This is a genomic window from Agathobaculum ammoniilyticum (assembly GCF_025567315.1).
Classification (GTDB): domain Bacteria; phylum Bacillota; class Clostridia; order Oscillospirales; family Butyricicoccaceae; genus Agathobaculum; species Agathobaculum ammoniilyticum.
The window spans coordinates 12047-32760 of record NZ_JAOQJE010000017.1 but is presented as its reverse complement, the minus strand read 5'-3'; the positions used below and the strand labels follow the sequence as shown (position 1 = coordinate 32760).

General features: G+C 57.2%; 18 protein-coding genes. 6 read left to right on the top strand and 12 right to left on the bottom strand.

Features of this window, described 5'->3' with window-relative positions; genetic code table 11:
• Positions 1 to 11: 11 nt before the first annotated feature.
• Genes OCV66_RS13920 through OCV66_RS13905 form a run of 4 tightly spaced genes read right to left on the bottom strand, consistent with a single transcriptional unit; the run spans position 12 to position 4134 of the window.
• Positions 12 to 914: an NAD(P)-dependent oxidoreductase gene (locus OCV66_RS13920; RefSeq protein WP_107631084.1), complete on the bottom strand. Its 903-nt coding sequence runs from the start codon at positions 912 to 914 to the stop codon at positions 12 to 14.
• A complete protein-coding gene (locus tag OCV66_RS13915) occupies positions 911 to 1945 on the bottom strand; it encodes a zinc-dependent alcohol dehydrogenase (protein ID WP_107631085.1) in 1035 nt (344 codons plus the stop codon). The genes OCV66_RS13920 and OCV66_RS13915 overlap by 4 nt, the downstream gene beginning before the upstream one ends.
• The gene (locus OCV66_RS13910) at positions 1942 to 3024 is read right to left on the bottom strand and encodes a zinc-dependent alcohol dehydrogenase (protein ID WP_107631086.1); all 1083 of its coding nucleotides are present in this window, start codon (positions 3022 to 3024) and stop codon (positions 1942 to 1944) included. Before OCV66_RS13910 ends, OCV66_RS13915 begins: the two co-directional genes overlap by 4 nt.
• A gap of 12 nt (positions 3025 to 3036) precedes the next feature.
• Complete coding sequence (locus OCV66_RS13905; RefSeq protein WP_262564737.1) at positions 3037 to 4134, bottom strand: zinc-dependent alcohol dehydrogenase; 1098 nt, start codon at positions 4132 to 4134, stop codon at positions 3037 to 3039.
• Between the two features lie 470 nt (positions 4135 to 4604).
• On the opposite strand from OCV66_RS13905, the gene iolN reads away from it, so the two are divergent.
• The 4 genes from iolN (at position 4605) to OCV66_RS13885 (ending at position 8757) form a co-directional block, all read left to right on the top strand.
• Positions 4605 to 5555, top strand: coding sequence for a 3-dehydro-scyllo-inosose hydrolase (gene iolN / locus OCV66_RS13900; protein WP_054328202.1), 951 nt, complete (start codon positions 4605 to 4607; stop codon positions 5553 to 5555).
• 20 nt (positions 5556 to 5575) lie between these two features.
• Positions 5576 to 6400 (top strand): sugar phosphate isomerase/epimerase family protein, encoded by an 825-nt coding sequence (locus OCV66_RS13895; protein ID WP_054328191.1) that lies wholly within the window; start codon positions 5576 to 5578, stop codon positions 6398 to 6400.
• 96 nt (positions 6401 to 6496) lie between these two features.
• Positions 6497 to 7174 (top strand): GntR family transcriptional regulator, encoded by a 678-nt coding sequence (locus tag OCV66_RS13890; RefSeq protein ID WP_107631088.1) that lies wholly within the window; start codon positions 6497 to 6499, stop codon positions 7172 to 7174.
• Positions 7175 to 7281: 107 nt separating this feature from the next.
• Positions 7282 to 8757, top strand: coding sequence for a tagaturonate epimerase family protein (locus tag OCV66_RS13885; protein WP_054328189.1), 1476 nt, complete (start codon positions 7282 to 7284; stop codon positions 8755 to 8757).
• A gap of 55 nt (positions 8758 to 8812) precedes the next feature.
• Here the strand turns inward: OCV66_RS13885 and namA are convergent, their stop codons facing one another.
• Positions 8813 to 9841 carry an NADPH dehydrogenase NamA gene (gene namA, locus OCV66_RS13880; RefSeq protein ID WP_054328188.1) on the bottom strand — a complete coding sequence of 343 codons (1029 nt, stop codon included), beginning with the start codon at positions 9839 to 9841 and terminating at the stop codon, positions 8813 to 8815.
• A 310-nt stretch (positions 9842 to 10151) separates the two neighbouring features.
• Here namA and OCV66_RS13875 point away from each other — a divergent pair, with 310 nt between their 5' ends.
• The gene (locus tag OCV66_RS13875) at positions 10152 to 11513 is read left to right on the top strand and encodes a condensation domain-containing protein (protein WP_107631090.1); all 1362 of its coding nucleotides are present in this window, start codon (positions 10152 to 10154) and stop codon (positions 11511 to 11513) included.
• A gap of 65 nt (positions 11514 to 11578) precedes the next feature.
• Here OCV66_RS13875 and OCV66_RS13870 read toward each other — a convergent pair whose 3' ends face one another.
• From OCV66_RS13870 to OCV66_RS13860, 3 genes are all read right to left on the bottom strand, one after another.
• Positions 11579 to 13240 carry a SulP family inorganic anion transporter gene (locus OCV66_RS13870; RefSeq protein ID WP_054328185.1) on the bottom strand — a complete coding sequence of 554 codons (1662 nt, stop codon included), beginning with the start codon at positions 13238 to 13240 and terminating at the stop codon, positions 11579 to 11581.
• Between the two features lie 120 nt (positions 13241 to 13360).
• Positions 13361 to 14461 carry a glycerol dehydrogenase gene (locus tag OCV66_RS13865; protein WP_147574535.1) on the bottom strand — a complete coding sequence of 367 codons (1101 nt, stop codon included), beginning with the start codon at positions 14459 to 14461 and terminating at the stop codon, positions 13361 to 13363.
• Positions 14462 to 14811: 350 nt separating this feature from the next.
• Complete coding sequence (locus OCV66_RS13860; protein WP_262564733.1) at positions 14812 to 14949, bottom strand: hypothetical protein; 138 nt, start codon at positions 14947 to 14949, stop codon at positions 14812 to 14814.
• 216 nt (positions 14950 to 15165) lie between these two features.
• Here OCV66_RS13860 and OCV66_RS13855 point away from each other — a divergent pair, with 216 nt between their 5' ends.
• Positions 15166 to 15549: a hypothetical protein gene (locus OCV66_RS13855; RefSeq protein ID WP_054328184.1), complete on the top strand. Its 384-nt coding sequence runs from the start codon at positions 15166 to 15168 to the stop codon at positions 15547 to 15549.
• A 627-nt stretch (positions 15550 to 16176) separates the two neighbouring features.
• Here the strand turns inward: OCV66_RS13855 and OCV66_RS13850 are convergent.
• From OCV66_RS13850 to OCV66_RS13835, 4 genes are read right to left on the bottom strand one after another with little or no spacing between them, the layout of a single operon-like run.
• Positions 16177 to 16878 carry a response regulator gene (locus tag OCV66_RS13850; RefSeq protein WP_107631092.1) on the bottom strand — a complete coding sequence of 234 codons (702 nt, stop codon included), beginning with the start codon at positions 16876 to 16878 and terminating at the stop codon, positions 16177 to 16179.
• The gene (locus OCV66_RS13845) at positions 16871 to 19492 is read right to left on the bottom strand and encodes a sensor histidine kinase (RefSeq protein ID WP_147574534.1); all 2622 of its coding nucleotides are present in this window, start codon (positions 19490 to 19492) and stop codon (positions 16871 to 16873) included. The genes OCV66_RS13850 and OCV66_RS13845 overlap by 8 nt, the downstream gene beginning before the upstream one ends.
• Positions 19493 to 19530: 38 nt before the next feature.
• Complete coding sequence (locus tag OCV66_RS13840) at positions 19531 to 20010, bottom strand: hypothetical protein (protein ID WP_054328182.1); 480 nt, start codon at positions 20008 to 20010, stop codon at positions 19531 to 19533.
• 33 nt (positions 20011 to 20043) lie between these two features.
• Complete coding sequence (locus OCV66_RS13835) at positions 20044 to 20694, bottom strand: potassium channel family protein (protein ID WP_054328181.1); 651 nt, start codon at positions 20692 to 20694, stop codon at positions 20044 to 20046.
• Positions 20695 to 20714 lie beyond the last annotated feature (20 nt).

Below are 20714 nucleotides of genomic sequence, written 5' to 3'. Positions count from 1 at the left end.
CCTCCTTGTCCTTAATCTGGCGTGCGAGCCAACTGATTCATCCTTTCGTTTACCAGAAGAATCGCCGTGTTATCTCTCTGCTTGAGCCCCATGGCGATCAGGCTGTTGTACATCTGCATGGTCAAGCTGGCGGTCGGCAGGTTTGCGTCAACCTGCTTTGCCAGTTCCATCGCCATACGCATGTCCTTGTGCATGTTATAGCCGGTCGAGGTCGGCGTGAAATCCCGCGCTTTCATGGTATCTGCCTTATAGCGCAGAATCGGCGCGGCGGCAGCGCTGTCCCCGATGAGATCGATCATTGTCTCCCAAGGGAGCCCCAGCTTTTCCCCCAGCACCAGCCCCTCGGAAAAGGACTGCAGCGCCTGCGCCAGCATCATATTAATGATGATCTTCATATATCGGGACTGCTCGCCGTCTCCCAGCCAAGTCTGGCGGTCGCCCAGAACCTTCAGATACGGCCGACAGGTCTCAAATACCTGCCGGTCGCCCGATACCATGATGCCGAGCGTTCCCGCCGCGGCAAAATGAGTACTGCCTGTCACTGGCGCGCGAAGCAACCAGCCGCCGTTCTTCTCCATCCGTTCTGCCGCCCTCGCAGAGGAATCCGGATCCACCGTACTCATATCAACCACTATTTTCTCCTGCAGGCTGGCCTTATCCAGACCGTCCGGCCCAGTGATTACATCCAGCAGAACCTCCCCGTTAGGGATCATCGTGAAAATGATATCCGCCTGCTCGGCCACCTCACGCGGGTTATGCGCCAGTCTTGCGCCAGTCTCCATCGCGTAACCGGACAGATCACGCCGGCCCGAGCCGCATATCGTTACCGGATAGCCAGCCTTGCAGAGCCGCGCAGCCATCGGGCCGCCCATCGCTCCGGTGCCGATCCAACCCAGCCGCTTCGTGCCGCTCACAGCGTCAACACCACTTTCATCGTCCCCTCCGGCACGCGCGCAGTCGCAAACGCCTGCGCCGCCTCCCCGATGGGATAATAATGGCTGATCAGCTTATCCGCAGAGGCCGGATTTTTGCACAGGAATTCCATCGCGCGCGGGAAATCGCCCGTGCCGCCGATCGAACCGATGACTGTCAGCGACTTGGTAACGATCAGCTTTTGCGCGATCTCTACCTTGGCGATCATTCCGACGCAGCCCAGCACACCGCCCGGCTTTACCAAGTTGAGCGCATTGGCAAATACCGGCGCGACTCCCGTCGTTTCGATCACCACATCGTATTTCGCCGCAGCATACAGGGAAGCGTAATCGCCGCCCTCGCTGCTGGGCGCAAGCTCCTGTGCTGCGGGGATACGCGCGCCTTCGCCGCGTGCCAGCGCGGTACGCGATTCCGCCAGATCGTATAGTTCGGCTTGCCTGCAGTTTTCCATATGCAGCAGAAGCATCAGCGCGCTCATGCCGATCACACCGCCGCCCAGTACCAGTACGCGCTTATCCGCGAAACCGCTGGGGACCGCTTTGCGCACTTTTTCCACTAAGTGCGCCGCGACCGCAACCGGCTCGGAAAGGCAGAGATGCTTGATATCCAGCCCCTCCGGCGCTCTGTATAAGTACATTTCATCACGCAGAATATAGTCGGCCGAAGCCCCGTCAACCGTGATGCCGAACTTTTCAATATGCTGGCACAGGTTTTTGTCCACCTCGCAGGACGGACAGGCGCCGCAGTACCGCGAGCAGTCACCGGTCACGACATCGCCGACCTCGACGCGGGTCACTTCGCTGCCGACCGCCTCCACCACGCCCGACCATTCGTGTCCGAACCGCATGGGATAGCTGTGCGGCCCGTTATAGGTGCCGTTGAACAGATGGATATCCGAGCCGCAGATGCCGACATAGCGGATACGGACCAGCACCTCGCGCCCCTGTGGGACCGGTTTTGGGCCTTCCTGCGCCTCCACGCATTTCGGCTCCTTCAAAATATACGAGATCATTCGTTTTCCTCCTCGCCGTTGGGATGGATGACCACCTTGACCGCGCCGTCCTTATGGTTGATAAAGGTGTCAAACGCCTGCTCCGTCTGCTCGATGGGGAATGTGTGTGTGACCAGACGCCGAGCGTTGACCTTGCCGTGGCCGATCATCCCTAGCAACGGCAGCGAGCAGTTCGGATTCGCGCGCACACCCTGAACCGTGATTTGGTTCTTTACCATATAATAAAGAGCTTCCTGTGTGGTCGGGACCTTGGGATACGCGATCACACCCACTTTGCCGTTTTTCGCGGTCATGCGGATCAGCTCGTCGAGCGTATCGCCGGCGCCCGCGCAATCAAAGCTGCGGTCGGCACCCCTGCCGCCGGTGAGCCGGCGCACCTCCTCCACAACGTCCGCAACCTCGGTCGTCTCGATCGTATGATCTACGCCCAACTCTCTGGCGACAGAGAGGCGGTCATGATCCCTGTACCCGATCACTATGGTTTTGGATCCCATGGCCTTCGCCATCTGCGCCAGCAGAATTCCCATCGGACCAGGGCCGATCACCGCTGTCCAGCCGCCCGGCACAATGCCGATCAGGCGGATGCCGTTAAACGCCGTACCGCCGGTATCGATCATGGCACCCTCATCATAGGTCACGTTTTCCGGCATGACGGTCAGCGCTTTCTGATCATAAACCTGATACTGCGCGTAGCAGCCGGGATGCGCATGCCCGTAATGGTGGTGGCCGGAATGCCCGTAATTCATACACAGATTATACAAACCCTGCTTGCACATTTCGCAGGTGCCGCAGCCGCTGTGCGCCTCGCCCGCTACACGGTCGCCGGGCTTCAGGTTGCTCACACCCTCGCCGATCGCGGCGACCCTTCCCGCAAACTCATGTCCAGCGATAAAGGGATAGTGCGGCGGCCAGCCGTCTTTGCGCACCTTTCCGGCGAAGATGCCGGGGTCTGATCCACAGATCGCGATCGACCGGATCTCTACCAGAACCTCGTTATAGCCCGGCTGCGGGATATCAACCAGTTCTACCTGATATTCGCCCGGCGCATGCAGCACAACGGCTTTCATTTTTTGTTCCATCAGCAATCCACCTCAGCAATCCCCGTTTGGATGAACGATGACCTTGAGCGCGCCGTCTTTCCGTCCGATAAAGGTGTCGAACGCTTCGTGTATCTGCTCCATGGGGAAGCGATGTGTAATCTGATCCTTTACGTTCAGGCTTCCCTGCGCCATCAGGTCAAGCACAATTTTGGAGCAGTTCGGGTTCGCACGCACGCCATGCAGCGTAATCTGGTTCATGATCAGCGACTTGAGCGCCGCCTCCTGCCCGTCTTTAGGCGGAATGCTGATCAGCGCCACATGGCCGCCCTTGCGCGCCATCTGCACGGATTCAAAATATGCCGTTGCATTGCCGGCCGCTTCAATCACCTGATGCGCGCCGCCACCGGTGATGCGCCGTACCTCCTCAACCGGATCGTCCACCTTTTCATAATCGATCGTATAGTCCGCGCCGAGCCTTGCCGCCATCGCCAAACGCTGGCGCCGGCCGATTACAATGGTCGCCGACCCCATGGCCTTTGCCAGACACATTGCCATAATGCCCATCGGCCCCGGTCCGATAATGGCGGTAAAGCCGCCCGGCTCCACGCCGGTCAGGCGCAGCGCGTTGTAAGCAGTACCCGCGGTATCCACCAGCGTCCCTTCGTCGTAGGTAACGTTATCCGGTAGCAGCGTCAGCGCTTTCTGATCATACACCTGATACTGCGCGTAACACCCCGGCGAACTATGCCCGTAGTGATGATGCCCCGCCGCCTGATTGCCATAATTCAGGCACAGGTTATAATAACCCTTTTTGCACATTTCGCAGGTGCCGCAGCCACAATGCGCTTCACCTGCTACCCGATCGCCCGGCTTGAGGTTGGTCACGCCCTCTCCCAGCGCTACAACCTGCGCCGCGAACTCGTGTCCGGCGATAAAGGGAAAGTGCGGCGGCCAGCCGTTCTGCAGCACCTTTCCATTAAAGATGCCGGGGTCCGACCCGCAAATCGCAACCGCTTTCACCTCTACCAACACTTCGCCGCGTCCCGGATGCGGTACGGGGACCCAATCCACGGAGAATTCTCCCGGCGCGTGTATCTGCACGGCCCTCATTTTCTCCTCCATCGCTTTAGACGCATCTCCTTTCTCCATGCACCGGCCTTCGCGGCCAAACTGTATGGTACAGACAGCCTATCATATTGCCATAATAAAATAACATCTATCTCACTGTCACTTTTTTGCATATGTAGAATATACTGGTTTTTCCTGCTTTTTTGGCATTTGAATGGCATGCCATATAAATGCCATTTGATTCCTCCGTCTTTTTTAGCGCCTCCCCTCTGTGTAAGACTATAATTCCACATTTCAACCAAAAAATCAAGTGTCTAAAACCTCATTTTTCATTCAATAAGCCACAAATTTTCGCTTCGCCTATTGTGCGAAAATCACAAAAATGAATTTTACCTCTTTATTTTTCCTTTTTCCTATTGATAAAACAAAGGAGCGGGCGTATAATGCAGCCAAAGTGGCATGCCATTGACATGTCATTTGCTGATCCTATCTATCACACCAACGATCCCATTCCATTTACAAATTTTAATACGAAAGGCAGGTACAAAAAGATGAGCAAATGGGAAATTCCGGCGAAAGGCGGGAATATGGAAGCGGACAACGGTATCTATTATCAGAACATGACGCGCAAGGAAGTGAGCGAGCGTCTGGAGAAGAACGACGTGATTCTGATTCCAGTAGGCTCCACGGAGAACCATGGAGCAAGCGCGCCGTTTGGAGAGGATACCTATCTTGACACGCGGCTGTGCGAGCAGGTGGCAAAGGCGACAGGCTGCACAGTGGCGCAGCCGATCTGGTACGGCTCCCACCCGTATCACCATCTGGGGCAGAAAGGGACGATCATCATTCCCGAGGAGACGCTGGCGGATTACCTTGTGTATGTGTTCGCGGGCTTCTGGAACGCGGGCTTCCGCAAGATGATCGTGGTCAACGGTCATGGGCAGGATTATGTGATCCCGCTGGCGATCCATAAATTCGGGAAGAAGTTCCAAGTGCCGTCAATCATCCTGTACACACACTTCTGGAACTGCGCCAAAGAGCAGCTGGACACAAAGGACAGGGGCGGTCCGTACGATACGCCGTTCGTACACGCGGATGAAGTGGAGCAGTCGTGGTCGCTGGCGCTGTTCCCCGAGCTGTGCAAGATGGCGTATGCGGAGAAGGTAGAAGCAGCGCCGATGCTGCCCAAGGGACATATCAACAACTCGGCGGAACGCGGGAGCGGCCCGATCAAGTGGTACAATGCGCTGGGCTCATGCGGGATGGAGTGCATCTGCCAGCCGCAGGGCGTAATCGGAGACGCGAAGCTGGCGGATCCGGAAAAGGCGCGCAAGGGCATTGAGATGACGCTGGACTATCTGGAGAAGCTGGTAAACGACATTCTGGAGCGCTACCCTGCGGGTCAGCTTCCGCCGACCGAGCTGATGACCCAGCGCGATCCCGAGGCGGTACGCGCCGTCCTCGCCGGCGAGCGCCATATCTATACCCTCGCATACGATTGACCGGAGGAGAGTGAGCGAACATGAAAAATCTGCTCGCCATCACGGCGATCACCAGCGGAGCCCCGCGCGCGCCGCTGGTGCTGCGCGGCGATCTGGTGAAGGCCGTCGGGCAGGCTGCGGATTGGGGGTATGACGCCATCGAAATCCACATCATCGACGCGGGCGATTTTCCGCTCCCGCTGATGAAAGACGCATGCTCCCGTTATGGCGTCAAGGTTTCCGCTATCGTCACCGGTCAGATCTTCACCCGCCGGAACCGGTGCATCACCTCCCCCGATCCGGCGAACCGCGAAGCCGCTATGGCCGAAGTAAAGGCCTATATCGACATCGCCGCCGCGCTCGGCGCGACGGACGGCGTCGTGATCGGCTGGGTAAAGGGCAACCGGCCGGATACCCAGCAGGAGGAGTTCGACCGCCTGCTGGCCGGCCAGCTGCGCGAGCTTGGCGCCTATGCCTCGAACAAGGGCCAGCGCATCCTGGTCGAGGTCATCAACCGGTATGAAACCAACCTGTTCAACACCGCCGCCGAGCTGCGGGAATTTCTGGACAAATGGGAGCTGCCGAATTGCTGGGTCCATATGGACACGTTCCATATGAATATCGACGAAGCGGATATGCCGCAGGCAATCCGCACCGCCGGCGACAAGCTGGGCTATCTCCATGTTGCCGATTCCAACCGCTTGTATCCCGGCGCGGGGCATTTGGATTTTGCCCCTATCCTTGCCGCGCTGCAAGAGGTGGATTACCAGGGGACCATCTCGCTGGAGTGCATCCCCGAGCCGGACAGTATGACTGCCGGCGTCCGCGGCATGGCATTTCTGTCAAAAGCCGTGAAATGTTCTTGACAGTACTTGGAGATTATAATAGACTAATTTTAGCAATTCGATGCAAAATAACAAAATTATGGTCTCCTAAAAGGCTGTGAAGAATGGTGAAAACGAATGGAATTTTTTGACGAAGGCACTGCAAACGGCGAAAGCAAATCGGAATTTGTATATCGGGTCCTGCGGGATAATATCCTCAACGGCACTTATGGCCCCGGCGCTGCGCTGTATATCCGCGAGCTCAGCAGCCAGCTTGGGGTCAGCCGCACGCCTGTGAAGGAGGCCATCAGCCGCTTGGCGTTTGAGGACTATGTCGAGCTGCTTCCCAACCGCTGCGCCATCGTCTCCAGGATCAGCGCTACCGAGGTCATCGAATTGCTGGAACTCCGGGAGAGCCTGGAACGCTCCGCCGCCTACTATGCCGCGCTGCGGCATACCGAGGCGGATATCATGGAGATGCAGCAGATCCACGATTACCACCGAACGATACCGGCTGAGCAGAAAGAGGCTGTGGCGGAATGCGACCAGCGCTTCCACATGGCGATCGCCAAGGCCACCTACAACCGCCAAATGTATCAGACGATCGAAAAGGTGTTTACCAAGCTGGTTCGCGTATCCGTCGCGATTTCCCAGGCGCGCCTCCCCGACTCCCTCGTACAGCATACCAACATCCTCAACGCCATCCGAGAGGGCAACGCAGAGGCCGCGCGCCGCTACATGTCGGAACACGACCAAGATATCCTGACCTCCGTAAAGCTGTTCCAGTATCAAAATATCCATTTGTTCCGCTCGTAACCCTTACATCCATAAAAAGTTCCAGATTCCAAACGGATCTGGGGCTTTTTTTGTCTTTCCGCGCATTACCGCGCCGCGTTTGCGCGCGAACAAAGGAGAAATTGAAAATGGAAAAACTGATTGACCTTCTTCCCTCCCTGCAGGACAAGCTGCAGGACAAGCCGCTCGCCCTGTACCCCGAATCCTGGAACCAACTGGAAAACGGCCAGCTCTGCATGGCGGATTTCGGCTCTTACGACGCGATCCTTTTCTGGGGCAGAAACTGCCCGTTTCAGGCCGACGAAGTCGTGGAAATAGACCAGCTCCCACTCGCCAAGGTCCCCCTGACCCACGAAACCGCGGTCTGCCTGCACCATCTTCTGCCCTTCACCGCCCCGCAGCCGGTCCTGGGGCAGGACCGCAGCTTTGGCATGGGCGACCGGCTCGGCATCGCCACCCTGGGCCATATCCATGCCATCCGGAAATATGATGTGTACCCGATTTTTGCCCAGCAGTCCATGCGCGAGATCAAGCTGATGAACCGGACGTATGACGACGTGCTGGACCGCGTGACGTTCCAGGTGCTGCAGGCTGGCTTCAAAAAGGGCTACGGCGCGGACGGCGACCACCTCAAGTCCCTGGAGGAGGTCAGATACGCGATCGACTGCGGCTATACCATGATTACCCTGGACTGCAGCGAGCATATCCGCGGCGAGGCGGCGTCCATGTCCGGCATGGAGCTGGAAGCGCTGCGCCCGCTCCCTGCCGCGCTGGAGCAGGAATATCTCGGCCGTTCGTTCCAGCTTACGGGCGACGTTTCCGTCCAGTTCACCCGCACCACCCTGCACCAGGCCTACCTGATCTATGGCGAGGCCATTTCCTTTGCCAAATCGATCTATGACGCCTGCATCGCCGGTTCCAGCGTGGAGCTCGAAATTTCGATCGACGAGACCGAAACACCCACCACGCCCGCGCAGCATTTCTTTGCCGCCAATGAGCTGAAAAAGGCCGGCGTGGTTTTCAAAACCATGGCGCCCCGCTTCTGCGGCGAATTCCAAAAAGGCATCGATTATATCGGCGACCTCGCGCAGTTTGACGAGGAATTCAAGGTGCATGTTGCGGTGGCCGACCATTTCGGCTATAAGATCAGCGTGCATTCCGGCTCGGACAAATTTGCAGTCTACCCCTCCGTCGGCCGCATGACGCACGGGCGGTTCCACGTCAAGACCTCGGGTACCAGCTGGCTGGAAGCGCTGCGCCTGACCGCGGTCGCGGAACCCGCGCTCTTCCGCGAGCTGTACGCCTATGCCATCGGCGTATTTCCGGAGTCGCGCGCCAATTACCATGTTTCCACCGAGCCCGAGCAGATCCCCGATATCTCCGGCATGGCGGACAAGGATCTCCCCTCCTTGCTCAATCTGGCCACATCGCGCCAGCTCCTGCATATCACTTACGGCAAAATCATGAACGAAACCAATCCGGACGGCTCGCTCCGCTTCAAGGACCGCCTTTACCGTTTCTGGCGGGAGCACCGCGCGGAATACGACAGCATTCTCGAGCGGCATATGGACCGCCATCTCAGCCTATTGATGCCCCATATGTAACTTTGTGGAAAAACGCCTCCAAAGCGCTGCTTTGGAGGCGTTTTTCCCGCGTTTCTTATCGGCGGGCCTTGAAGCCACGCGCATACGCCGCGGGCCAGTCGTAATCGATCCGGTAATCCCGCGCCGTGTTGAGCACCCAATAGGGGTTGCGCAACAACTCGCGGCCAAGCGCCACAAGGTCCGCGCGGCCGTTCCCCAGGATTTCTTCCACCTGATGCGGGTCGGTAATCAGACCAACCGTGATCACCGGCAGGCCGGACGCCTGCCGGAGAAATTCCGCCGCCTTGACTTGATAGCCAGCATACAAGGACGCGGGCGGGGTCGGCACAACGCCACCCGTGCTGACGTCAAGAATATCCGCATAGGGCCGTATGAGCGCCGCGACCCGCGCCATCTCCTCCGGATGCATTCCATCCGGCTCGTAATCCTCCGCAGAAACACGCACCAGCACCGGCTTTTCCGCCGGCCACACCTCATGCACCGCCTGCAGCACCTCAAGCAGCAGCCTGCAGCGGTTTTCGGTCGAGCCGCCGTAGCCATCCGCACGCCTGTTGGTCAACGGAGACAGGAACTCGCTGAGCAGATAGCCGTGCGCCGCGTGGATCTCGATCGCGTCGAACCCAATCCGCGCCGCCCGTGCAGCCGCGCTGCGGAACGCCGCGACCGTTTCCCGTATATCCGCTTCGGTCATTTCGCGCGGCAGGGGCGCGCCTTCGTCAAAGGGGATCGCGCTCGGCGCATAAACCGCAGGGACCGACGCCTCGCATTTGCGCCCCGCGTGGTTGAGCTGAAGCGCCATTTTCGCCCCCTGCTCCTGGCAGGCTCTGACGATCGGCGCAAGCGCCTCTGCCTGCTCGTCGTTCCACAGGCCCAGGCAATGATCGGAGATCCGTCCGCAGGGCAGAACCCCTGTGGCCTCCATAATAATCAGCCCCACACCGCCTACGGCGCGCGCGGTGTAGTGTGAAAAATGGAACGCTTTCGCCATCCCGTCCGTCCCCGCGCTGTACATGCACATGGGGGGCATCACAATCCGGTTGCGCAGCGTCATATTTTTTATAGTAAAAGAGGTCAATCCGTACATATGCAGTTTCCTTTCCCGCCGGATACCGGCGCGCAGCAGATTTCTGTTTTCTTTTCAAGGCGGCGGCTCCGGCCCTGCCGCCGCTTCCGCCACTCTATTTACAGTATACGCCAAATGGTCCGGCGGCACAATCCGCTCCGTTTATTTTTCCGCGGGAGGCCTGTCGGACTGTACACGCCTTAAACGTTCACTATCCATACATTTCACGAATTTTTGTCTAAAATCCGACTTTCTTTTTCCTCTTTCCGCACTTATAATAAAATTGGTATAAACCGGTAAAACAACGGAGAAAGAAAAAGGGGGAGCCTTGATGGAACAGTATCCGATCACAGCCGCGCAGCGGCTGCACCTTGTCACGCTGCAGAATGCGTGCGAAAAGCAGGTGCTCAATATCTGCGTCAGCCTGTTCATCCATCTGGATGTTGATTTTGACGCGCTCGCGCGGGCGGTGCGCCGCGCGGTCGAGCGGGACGACTCCGTGCGCGTCCGCTTCACCTGCGGGAAGGACGGAACAGCCCGCCAGTATATCGTGCCGGCGGACGACCGTCCGGTCCGCCATGTCGATCTGTCCCGCATGACCGAGTCCGAGGCCATGCTTGAGCTGCACCGCTGGAGCCGCCAGCCGTTCGAGCCGCGGTGGGACGCGCCGCTGTTTGAGATCGTCACCGTTGCCATGCCGGATGGCTGGAACGGCGCCTTTGTCCGCATCGATCACATGCTGTCCGACTCCTGCGCTATGATCGTGCTGCTCTGCGATGTGGTCGAGCTGTACGCCGCCGAGGTGTTCGGCACCAAGCCGCCCGCAGACCGCGCCCCCTACCTTGCCTCTCTGCAGCGCGACCTGGAGCGCGCGGCCGATCCGGTCCGCACGGCGCGCGACCTTGCGTTCTGGAAAGAGCAGGCTGAACGGGCGGGCGAACCGCTCTACACCGATATCCGCGGCCCCGGCCATACCGCCTCCGGCGCGCGCTGGGCGCACAACGAAAAACACGACCTGACGGTCGGCCAGCGCACATTCATCCTTGAGTCCGCGCCCGCCGAACGCCTGCTCGAATTCTGCGAGGAACAGAATATCTCCATGACCAATCTGCTGCTCATGGGCCTGCGCACCTATCTGTCCAAGCAGAATGACGGCGAGCCTGATATCAGCGTGCGCAACTATGTATCGCGCCGCGTGTCCCGCATCGACCGCAAGGCCGGCGGCACGCGCATCCACTGCTTCCCCTGCCGCACGGTGATGCCCGCAGATACCAGCTTTATCGAGGGCGTGCGCCAGATTGCCGCGGTCCAGAACCAGGTATACCGCCATACGGATTTCGATACGCTGGAAGCCGACCGCCTGCGCCGCGAGCGCTGGGGCGCGCCCGCGGACGCACTGTACGAAAGCATTGCGCTCACCTACCAGCCGTTCCCCATGCGGATGCAGGACGACCACCTCAACCAGATCGAATACCGTTCGATCTGGCACGATAACGGCACCGCTGTGCAGCCGCTCTACCTGACGGTTATGCACCGTCCGCTCGGCACGGGCATGGATTTCTATTTCAAATACCAAGCCGCATGGTACAGCCTGGAGGAAGTCGAAAAGCTTTACTATTACCTGATGCGCATTCTGTTTGCCGCGGTCGAGGATCCGGAGATCACCATTGGAGAGCTCATCCGCACGGTCTGACGCTGCTCTGTCCCACCGCGAAAAACCGCCTGCCGGCCTACAAACCGGCAGGCGGTTTATGCTTTTTATACCCGCTGGACCGTCTGCGCGTTTTCCGGACGGGGACGCGGATCAAGCAACGCCCGCTCGACGCTCCAGTAGAACGCCTGCTCACCCATCAGCTCCACAATGCCTGCCCGCCGCAGCATGGTCATGGAGGCCGTGGGCAGCCCGCAAATCGCCACGTCCACGCCCCTTTCGCGGAAGCTCTCCAGAATGGCCTGTAGGGTTTGCGCGGCGGATACATCCACCGTCGGCACCCCGCGCATGGACAGCAGCAGTGTATCGCAGCCCGCCACGCGGTCGGGCAACTCCTCGAGCACGCTGATGTTGGCGAACAGCAGCGGACCAGTGATGTAAGCGACCATCGCGTTGCTGTACCGCGCGTTCAGCACCGGATCGTCGTTTTTCAGGCGGGACATATCCACCCGCTCGTAGTTGATCTGCAGCTTGGACAGGCGCGCGACCATCAGTATCAGCCCGAGACCCACGCCGACCACGATCGCAACCGTCAGGTCGAACATGATCGTGCAGACCATCGTGACCGCGAATTTCGCAATCGCCCCCTTAAACCGGTGGGAAAACATATACCGGATCGCATGCCACTCGTTCATGCGCCACGCGGTCACCATCAGGACACCAGCCAGCGCAGCGAGCGGCACGTTACGAATCACAGGCGCGAGCGCGAACATCATAATCAGCAGCCCAACCGCATGGAACACGCCGGTCAGACGGGTCTGCGCGCCCGAGCGCACCGCGACCGAGGTGCGGGCCAGCGCGGCGGTCGCCGGTATGCCGCCGAACAGCGGCAGCACCAGATTGCCTACCCCCTGCGCGAACAGCTCCTGGTCGTTGTTGAGCCTGACTCCGGTCGCCCGCCCCGCGGACGCGCCGCACAGCAGGCTTTCCAGCATGTTCAGCACCGCGATGGAAAAAGCGGGCGCCAGCAGCGCGGGTACGGCGCTCCAGTCGACCGCCCGTGGGGAAAGCCGGTCGGGCAGCAGCAGCGTCTGCGGTATTTCTCCCACCGTCGCGATATCCAGGCCGAGCAGCATGGTCGCGGCAGTCGCCAGAATAATGCCGATCAGCGACGCCGGAACAACCGCGTTCCACTTCTTCGGGAACACCACCATCAGCACCGTCACAAACAGTGCGACCGCCGTGGTTGCCAGATCGGGCCGGAAGCCAAGCGTGCCGTAGCTTGCCAGCTTGGCCAACGCCGACCCGCCCTCGGAATATGTGCCGAAAAAGTTGTCGATCTGCCCCATGGCAATGATCACCGCGATACCAGAGGTGAAGCCTGTGATGACCGGAGCGGGTACGAACGCCGTCAGGTTGCCCAGATGCAGCACTGCTGCGATCAACAGCATGATGCCCGCCAGGAAAGTGGCCACAAACATCCCCTGCATCCCATATGTACCGATCAGCGAGCCGAGAATCGCCGCCATCGCTCCGGTCGGACCGGATATCTGATAGTAGCCTCCGGTCAGCGCCGAGATCACCAGTCCGGCAACGATTGCCGTTACCAGGCCGCAGGCCGCGGTCGCGCCCGCGGAAACGCCGAACGCCAGCGCGAGTGGCAGCGCAACCGCCGCCACTGTCAGCCCTGCCATCAGATCCTGTGACAGTTTATGCCCGTTGTATCCCCTGAACTCGTTCCTGAGCTGCTGCAGGAATGCCTTTCCCATTTCATTTCCCCCATTTTCTGATTTTTCCCGCGCCCCTCGCGGCGCGAAAAGCCCCGCAATGCTGCATCGCGGGGCTACGGGACATGGAACGGCGCTGCACCGCCATGTCCCCTGTTTGTTTCAGCGCGCCAGGTACTCCCGACCGATCCGGTCCGCTTCCAGAAGCGCCTGGTACACGTCCTCCGCCGTAATATCGGGGGACAGGTTTTTGGTGGACTGCGTCGGTACGCAGGCCGCCTCCGCCACCTTGCGCAGGGTTTCCTCCCTGATCTCGGTAATGCCGAGCTGCGCGAGCGTCATCGGCAGCTCGACCCGCGCCAGGAACCCCAGCACCTCCTCAAGCGTCTGCGCATCCGTCTTTTGCAGCACAAGCTGGGTCAGCACGCCAAACGCGACCTTTTCGCCGTGGTACATGCCATGCGCCTGCGGCTCCTGCGCGAAGCCGTCGTTGATCGCGTGGGCCGCCGCAAGGCCGCCGCTCTCAAAGCCGACGCCGCTGAGCAGGATATTCGCCTCGACCACCTTTTCAAGCGCGGGCGTGTATTCGCCGCGCTTGACGCCATCGAGCGCTTCCGAGCCGTAGCGCAGCAGCAGGTCGTAGCACAGGCGGCTCATCATAGCGACGGTTTCGGTCTCCTGACCGCGCGCCATGGTCTTGACGCCGTTTTTGCGGCACGCCTCCGCCTCGAACCAGGTCGAAAGCGCGTCGCCCATGCCGGCCGACAGCAGGCGGGCCGGTGCCTTGGACAAGATCTCGGTGTCCACCAGCACGAGGTCCGGATTGCGGCGCATCATGACCGCCTTGACCACCACGCCCTGCTCATTATAGAGTACCGCCACGCCCGAGCACGGCGCGTCGTTCGAGGCCACGGTCGGGATGATGATGCAGGGCAGGCCGCCCAGGTTCTCGGCAACGGTCTTCGCCGTGTCGATCACCTTGCCGCCGCCCATGCCGATCACGGCATCGCAGCCCGCGGCCTTGCAGGCATCCATATGGGCGAAGACCTCAGCCTTGGTCGCCTCGCCGTGGAATTCGGCAAAGACAACTGTTTTTTCCTGCTCCGTCAGGCTTTGCTCGATCTCCTCGCCAAACCGGCGGCGGCCGCCGGGCGAACAGAGCACATAAAACGTGCTGCCAAGCTTTTTCACACTCTGACCGAGCTTTTTGCGCTCCCCAAAGCCCTGTACATACCGGCCGGGCGCTTTCATTGCGATAGACATTGTGGTTCATCCTCCTTGTTGTTCCCCGGGCGTCCCCTGTCCGTCCGGTGCAGTTTGTATTGCCGAAACGAGCCGCTGTATCCGCTTCTGCGGCTATTATATCATATGCATCCGTATTTTTGAAGAAAAAACCGTTCCCGCGCGCAATTTTCTTCCATATGGATGTTTCCTTCTCTCTCCTCTTACTTTTCGTTCCCACGCTGTGTAAAGTCCAGGGGCCGTTAGGGCGGCGAAGACCGTCCGCAACACTGAACCGCGCCTATGGAAAGGCGCTCCCTTATTCAGCCGCCCATTGTAACCGCCGCCCAGATGAAAGCGCTGGAACACGCGGCGGATAGCGTCAGCCTGTCCTACCAGCAGCGGTTGTGCAGGGCGCGTTCTGGGCCAACCTGACCATCACATTCCACGCACTCAAGCAGGGCCAGAGCGCCCCTGCCGCCGCCGCGCTGCGCCCAAACCGCGCTGAGTAGCCGGACGTTCCTCCTCATTCTCGCGGCCCCCCCTTGCAGCCAATGCCCGAAAAGCATCGGAAAACGGAACTTATCTCATCTAAACCCGTCGCATGCCGCCTTTCCGCCTGCGGGATTTCTTTTCCTGAACCGTTTTGGTTGCATTAATTTTTGTCGTTTCATGTCGCCCGTTGTCGAATATTACATATTTTGTCATATCATGGAATCATCTTACAGTCAAGGTGGTTTTATCATATGGAAAAATCCGAGCGAATCATTCGAACAATTATCGGCGCGGAAAAGGCAAACACCCATGCGCTCGCGCTTTCCGTGGAGGTCATGGCCGACCTGCTCTTCCGGCAGAAAATCCCCATGGATGATATTTATGTCGGCAGCGACGTCTATCCGGTCGTAGCCAAGCGGTCGGGTAAATCGCTGACCGCCGCCACGCGCCAGATCGAACGCACCGCCAACCTATGTCTGGACGCGCTGCACAGCCCGCTGGCCAAGCAGTATATTGGCCGCACGATTTCCGCCCGGCCAACGCCGCGCATGCTGATTATTTATCTGGCGTTTTACGTCCATTTCGACAAGCCTTTTTTCGAGGTCATCCAGGAGCATCCCTCGCTCCTCTTCTGAGTCTGCCGATTCCCGCGGCTTATCTCACATGACAAACAGGCCGGAGGCATAAGCCTCCGGCCTGTTTGCCGTTTATATCCGATTGTGTCCGGCACGCCGCGTTTCCCGCAGGCCGATGAATAAATAGGTGCGCGCTCCCTGTTCGGTATAGCGGAGCATCTGTCCATTGTTACATCCAGCATGCAGTCCCATGCCGCTCGATCGCGGTAATCATCCGGTACATGGCGGCATGAAAATCCGGATCGGTCTGCGTCCTTTCATCAGGGATGGTCCAGCACTGCCTTTCCGAAAAGCAAGCTTTGATTTAAGATGTTGCACGCTGCAACTTTCCGCGTGGCACAGCTCCTGCTGCATGCTCTCTAAAAAATAATGTATCCCGTCTTTGCGCAGTCTCCGCGGACGGAGCCAGGAAAAGCTGGCGCTGCAGGCGGAAAGCACTCCTGCTTTTTAAGGATGGAGCGGGAAGCTATTATTTCTACACGATTCGAGACAAAATGAAACCCGCACTTTTTCATTAAGAAAAAGTGCGGGTTTTTGGCGGAGATGGAGAGAGTTGAAGACGAGCGTAGAATTATTTTCACCCAATTATGCCTATATTTTCCCTTTCCAATGAGGACTGGCAACATATTATTCCACCTTCATCATGCGGTAGCCAACTCCAATATGGGTCTGGATATACTGCGGTGCATCAGGATCTTTCTCCAGCTTTTTTCTCAGCGTTGCCATAAATACCCGAAGCGAAGCCACATCATTTTCCCAGCTTCTTCCCCAAATTTGCTGCGTGATAAAGGTATGTGTCAGCACCTTTCCTACATTTTTGCAGAGAAGGCACAGCAGCTTATATTCACTTGGGGTCAAGTGCAGTTCCTGTCCGTCCAAAAATGCACATCCCGCAGCAAAATCGACTTTCAGCTTACCATTTACAAATACAGACTCTGTATTGACCGCCCCGATTTGCAGAGCGGATAACCGGCGCTGCGTCACACGCAGCCGCGCCAGCAGCTCCTCTACGGAAAACGGCTTGGTCAGATAGTCATCCGCGCCGGCATCCAATGCTTTAATCTTATCTGAGTCCTCGCTGCGGGCGCTGATGACAATAATCGGCATATTGGACCAGGAGCGGACGCGATGTATCACCTCTACGCCGTCTATATCCGGCAGCCCTAAATCAAGCAGCATAATATCAGGATTGTGTGAGCTTGCTTCCAGAATGGCTGTTTCTCCGTTGAGCGCTGTTATGGAGCGATATCCGTGCGCTTTCAAGGTTGTTGTGATCAGGTTTCGGATCGGCATATCATCCTCCACGACCAATATTAACGGTTTATTCATGCAATTCGACCTCCCCAGCCGGTATTGAAAAAGTAAAAACCGAACCCTGCGGCAAATGATCCGACACAGTGATTTCTCCGCCGTGGGCGTTAACAATGGACTTGCATAACGCCAGCCCCAGCCCCATGCTGCGGCGGCTGTCGGCGATACGGTTCGACGCGCTGTAAAACATATCAAATATCCGCGGCTTTGCAGAATCAGGTATCCCCGGACCGTTATCCGCAACAGAAACATCAACATATTTCCCCTGACGCTTCCAGCCGATATTGATTTCCGAACCCGGCGGCGAATATTTTATCGCATTATTCACAATGTTGATTATCACCTGAATAATGAGCCTTGCGTCTATTTCCACCAGTGTAAATTCGTCGCTGCTTTGTATATGCAAATGATATTCTGTGCTTTTCCGGTCGATATGGCGCAGTGCCTCTGCAACCACCTCATCTATCAGCTCCGTAGAAAGGCTGAGGTTCATCCGGCCTGATTCAAGCCTGCTGACAGACAACAGATTCTCTACCAGATTGATCAGCCACATTGCATCGTCATAAATATCAGCATACATCCGGTTTTTTGTCTGTTCATCAAACAGCTTTCCATTGGAAAGGAGGTTGCTCGCATTACCCGAAATCGCCGTAAGCGGGGTGCGGAGATCATGCGAAATGGATCGCAGCAGATTTGCCCTGAGCTGCTCGTTCTTCGCCATAACGGCAGCCGCCTCTTTTTCTTCCAAATTGTTCTGGTTTTCAAGCGCCAGCGCGCATTCCCCCAGAATGGACAGCAATATGCTGGTTTCTACGGAATCCATTGTTTTTCCCATAGCCGCAATGCCGATCACGCCATATACCTGCTTCCCTGTACGGATGGACAAGTAGGTGCAGCGGGCCCCGGGCAAATTGTCCGTGCCTGCGCCGGCGCGTCTGTTGTTCGCCAGCACCCACTGCGCTACCTGCTTTTCCTCTGCCGATCGATAGATCTCGCCAGTCTGCGTGTCATCCATCAGAAAAAGCGTCGGGGTGTTCAGCGCGCCGTTTTCTATATTATACACAACGGCATCGCGCTGAAATATTTTTTGCAGCTGGGTTGCGGTTATGGAAAGGATTTCTTCCTGTGTCTGTGCTTTTTGCAGGCACTGGTTCGTTTCAAAAAGGAGCTTTGTTCGCCACGCGACCTGCGCCGAATGCTTTGCATGCGCTTTCAAGCGCGCAGCCATGGAACCGGTGATGAGGGATACGAGAAACATGACCAGAAACGTGACCGGATAATCGCTTCCATGCGCCTGCAGCGTAAAACGCGGCTCTGTAAAGAAAAAATTAAACGCCAGCACGGCGATGACTGACCCTGTCAGACTGCAAACCGAGCTTTTGGTAAATACGGAGATCAGCATGACCCCCAACAGATATATTGCTATGACATTCGCTTCCGTTGAACCGAAATGGTAAAATACCCAACCGGCCAGCGTGACCAATATCAGAATCAATGCGCTTTTCATCAGATCCAGTAGGGATACCGGTGATACATACATGGCTTCCATGTATTTTGCAGCGGTTTGATTCGCCGGATGGTTATCCGGTATGATATGGATATCCAGTGCCGGAGCCAGATAAATCAGCCGTTCAATCAGGGAGGGCCTTCGGAAAAACAGACGGCCCTGCTGTGTGCTGCGGCCTATTACAATTTTAGCCGCGCCAGACAGCCTTGCAAATTCTGCGATCTGATAGGCAACATCATCACCATACACGGTTTCAACGGTCGCGCCTAACTGCTGCGCCAGCCTGATGTTTTCCTGAAGCTGTTCACGGTCAGCCTCTGTCCCCCATTGAAAGCTCTTTGTCTCTACAAAGAGCGCGATCAATCCGCATTGGAACGCATTTGCCATTTGCGCAGCGGCACGGATAATCCGTTCGCTCGATGGAGAAACGGAAATACAGACAAGGATCTGGTCATGCGTATGGGGCGGCGTCTGCTGCATACAGGCTGCCGCCCTATCTGCGCAACGGCGCAGCCCGACTGCCCGCAATGCGTTCAGTTGAGAGAGCGGGAACGCCTTTCGGTTTTGCCGCAGCAGCCGCTCGCACAGGAGCTCGGGTTCGATATCGACAAACTCTACACGGGCGGCCTGATCAAAAATACGATCTGGGATACGGTCTGGAATAGTTCCCCCAAATATATCGGAAACCGTGTCCTGAAGGCTTTCGATATGATGGATATCCAATGTTGTATATACATCTATTCCGGCTTTGAGCAGTTCCTCGATATCCTGATAGCGCTTCCTGTGGCGGGCGCCATCAATATTGTTATGCGAAAGATCATCAATCAAAATCAGATCCGGCATACGTTTCAAACACATTTCCAGATTGACTTCCCTGTCTGTCCGGCCATTTTTCTTTAGCTCTTTACAGGGCAGCATTTCAAAGCGATCCGCAAGCGCTCGGGTATCTTTCCACGCATCGCCGGAAAGCAGCCCGATTACTACATCCTGTCCCGCCTGCCGGACGCGTTCGGCCGTTTCCAGCATCCGCCAGCTCTTCCCCGTGCCGGAAAAATAGCTGGCAAAGATCGTCAGCTTTCCATACTGTTTCTCCACATCAGACAGCCCCTCTGTCTTGAATGCCATTGCACTCCCCCCTTGATTCAGGAGTATTATATCACTGCCTATGCCTTGTGTATACAAAACTGATGTACAAATTCCTGTGCAAGCGGGTTGGGGGCATCCATTCTCCACATAACCTTTTGCTGCTGGGATTCCTTTTCAGCCGACGCCAGTAGCGCCCCATCCTCATCCATCACCAGCGGCTGGGACGAAATAACGGAAAGACGGTGCAGAAGCAAGCGACCGCCTGCTGCCTCTGGGGTGACGACAGCCGCACCTAAGCGGCGGCTGTTCAGCATTTGCAGGATTTCACCTCCCTGTCTGATCGACAGGGTGTAATGCTTATCGGAATGCAATGCTTTCATGTCGTTCAGGATTTCCATGATCCGCTTTACCACGCATGGATTCGACGTCGCAATATAGAAGCAGTCCGTTTCCTTATGCTCCCGCATTTCCTGCATCGTCTTCGCCAATTTCACCATGAGGTAGAGCCCCAGCAGCATGAGAGCTAAAAAGCCGGCTGCCAAAGCAATATCTTTCATTGGTTTCCCTTCTTTTCTGTAGCAGAAACAGTATCATATATGGAAACACCTTTGGACGTCATGATAGCTTCCCAAAACCAAAATCGTACTGTTTTCCTTCAGGGTGGTTTCCGGTGTGACCGCAGTCTCCTCAAATCTGCCGTCTTTCTTGACGGCCATAATATTCACATGGTACCGTTTCCTTACATCCAATTGCCCGACTGTTTTTCCTGCCCATCCTGCCGGCACCTCAACTTCAAAGATGGCGTGGCCATCACCCAACGCGATATAGTCTGCAATGTGATCCGAGCTGTATCGGACAGCGGTCCATATCGCCATCTGCTTTTCCGGATACACCACTTCATCCGCGCCGTTCCGCAGCAGAAATTTTCTCTGGACATCTCTGGACGCCCTCGCTACGACCCTTTTTGCACCAAGCTCCTTCAATAGCGAGGTGGTCTCCAGCGAACTCTGAAAATTGTCGCCGATTGCCACAATGCAGATATCAAAATTCCTCACCCCAATCGACGAAAGGAATTCCTCGCTGGTGCTGTCGCCGATCTGGGCATTCGTTACAAATGGCAATGCAGCGTTTACCCTCTCCTCGTCCTGATCCACCGCCATGACCTGATGATTCATTTCATTCAGTTGTAAGGCGATATGGCGTCCAAAGCGCCCCAGACCAATCAGCAAAACCGCTTTCATAGGCAATGCCTCCTTTGTTT

Coding starts and splice junctions, on each gene's coding strand:
- OCV66_RS13915 (WP_107631085.1), bottom strand. CDS start 1,945: ATGATCTCGTATATTTTGAAGGAGCCGAAATGCGTGGAGGCGCAGGAA.
- OCV66_RS13910 (WP_107631086.1), bottom strand. CDS start 3,024: ATGGAACAAAAAATGAAAGCCGTTGTGCTGCATGCGCCGGGCGAATAT.
- OCV66_RS13905 (WP_262564737.1), bottom strand. CDS start 4,134: ATGGAGAAAGGAGATGCGTCTAAAGCGATGGAGGAGAAAATGAGGGCC.
- iolN (WP_054328202.1), top strand. CDS start 4,605: ATGAGCAAATGGGAAATTCCGGCGAAAGGCGGGAATATGGAAGCGGAC.
- OCV66_RS13895 (WP_054328191.1), top strand. CDS start 5,576: ATGAAAAATCTGCTCGCCATCACGGCGATCACCAGCGGAGCCCCGCGC.
- OCV66_RS13890 (WP_107631088.1), top strand. CDS start 6,497: ATGGAATTTTTTGACGAAGGCACTGCAAACGGCGAAAGCAAATCGGAA.
- OCV66_RS13885 (WP_054328189.1), top strand. CDS start 7,282: ATGGAAAAACTGATTGACCTTCTTCCCTCCCTGCAGGACAAGCTGCAG.
- namA (WP_054328188.1), bottom strand. CDS start 9,841: ATGTACGGATTGACCTCTTTTACTATAAAAAATATGACGCTGCGCAAC.
- OCV66_RS13875 (WP_107631090.1), top strand. CDS start 10,152: ATGGAACAGTATCCGATCACAGCCGCGCAGCGGCTGCACCTTGTCACG.
- OCV66_RS13870 (WP_054328185.1), bottom strand. CDS start 13,240: ATGGGAAAGGCATTCCTGCAGCAGCTCAGGAACGAGTTCAGGGGATAC.
- OCV66_RS13865 (WP_147574535.1), bottom strand. CDS start 14,461: ATGTCTATCGCAATGAAAGCGCCCGGCCGGTATGTACAGGGCTTTGGG.
- OCV66_RS13860 (WP_262564733.1), bottom strand. CDS start 14,949: ATGAGGAGGAACGTCCGGCTACTCAGCGCGGTTTGGGCGCAGCGCGGC.
- OCV66_RS13855 (WP_054328184.1), top strand. CDS start 15,166: ATGGAAAAATCCGAGCGAATCATTCGAACAATTATCGGCGCGGAAAAG.
- OCV66_RS13850 (WP_107631092.1), bottom strand. CDS start 16,878: ATGAATAAACCGTTAATATTGGTCGTGGAGGATGATATGCCGATCCGA.
- OCV66_RS13845 (WP_147574534.1), bottom strand. CDS start 19,492: ATGGCATTCAAGACAGAGGGGCTGTCTGATGTGGAGAAACAGTATGGA.
- OCV66_RS13840 (WP_054328182.1), bottom strand. CDS start 20,010: ATGAAAGATATTGCTTTGGCAGCCGGCTTTTTAGCTCTCATGCTGCTG.
- OCV66_RS13835 (WP_054328181.1), bottom strand. CDS start 20,694: ATGAAAGCGGTTTTGCTGATTGGTCTGGGGCGCTTTGGACGCCATATC.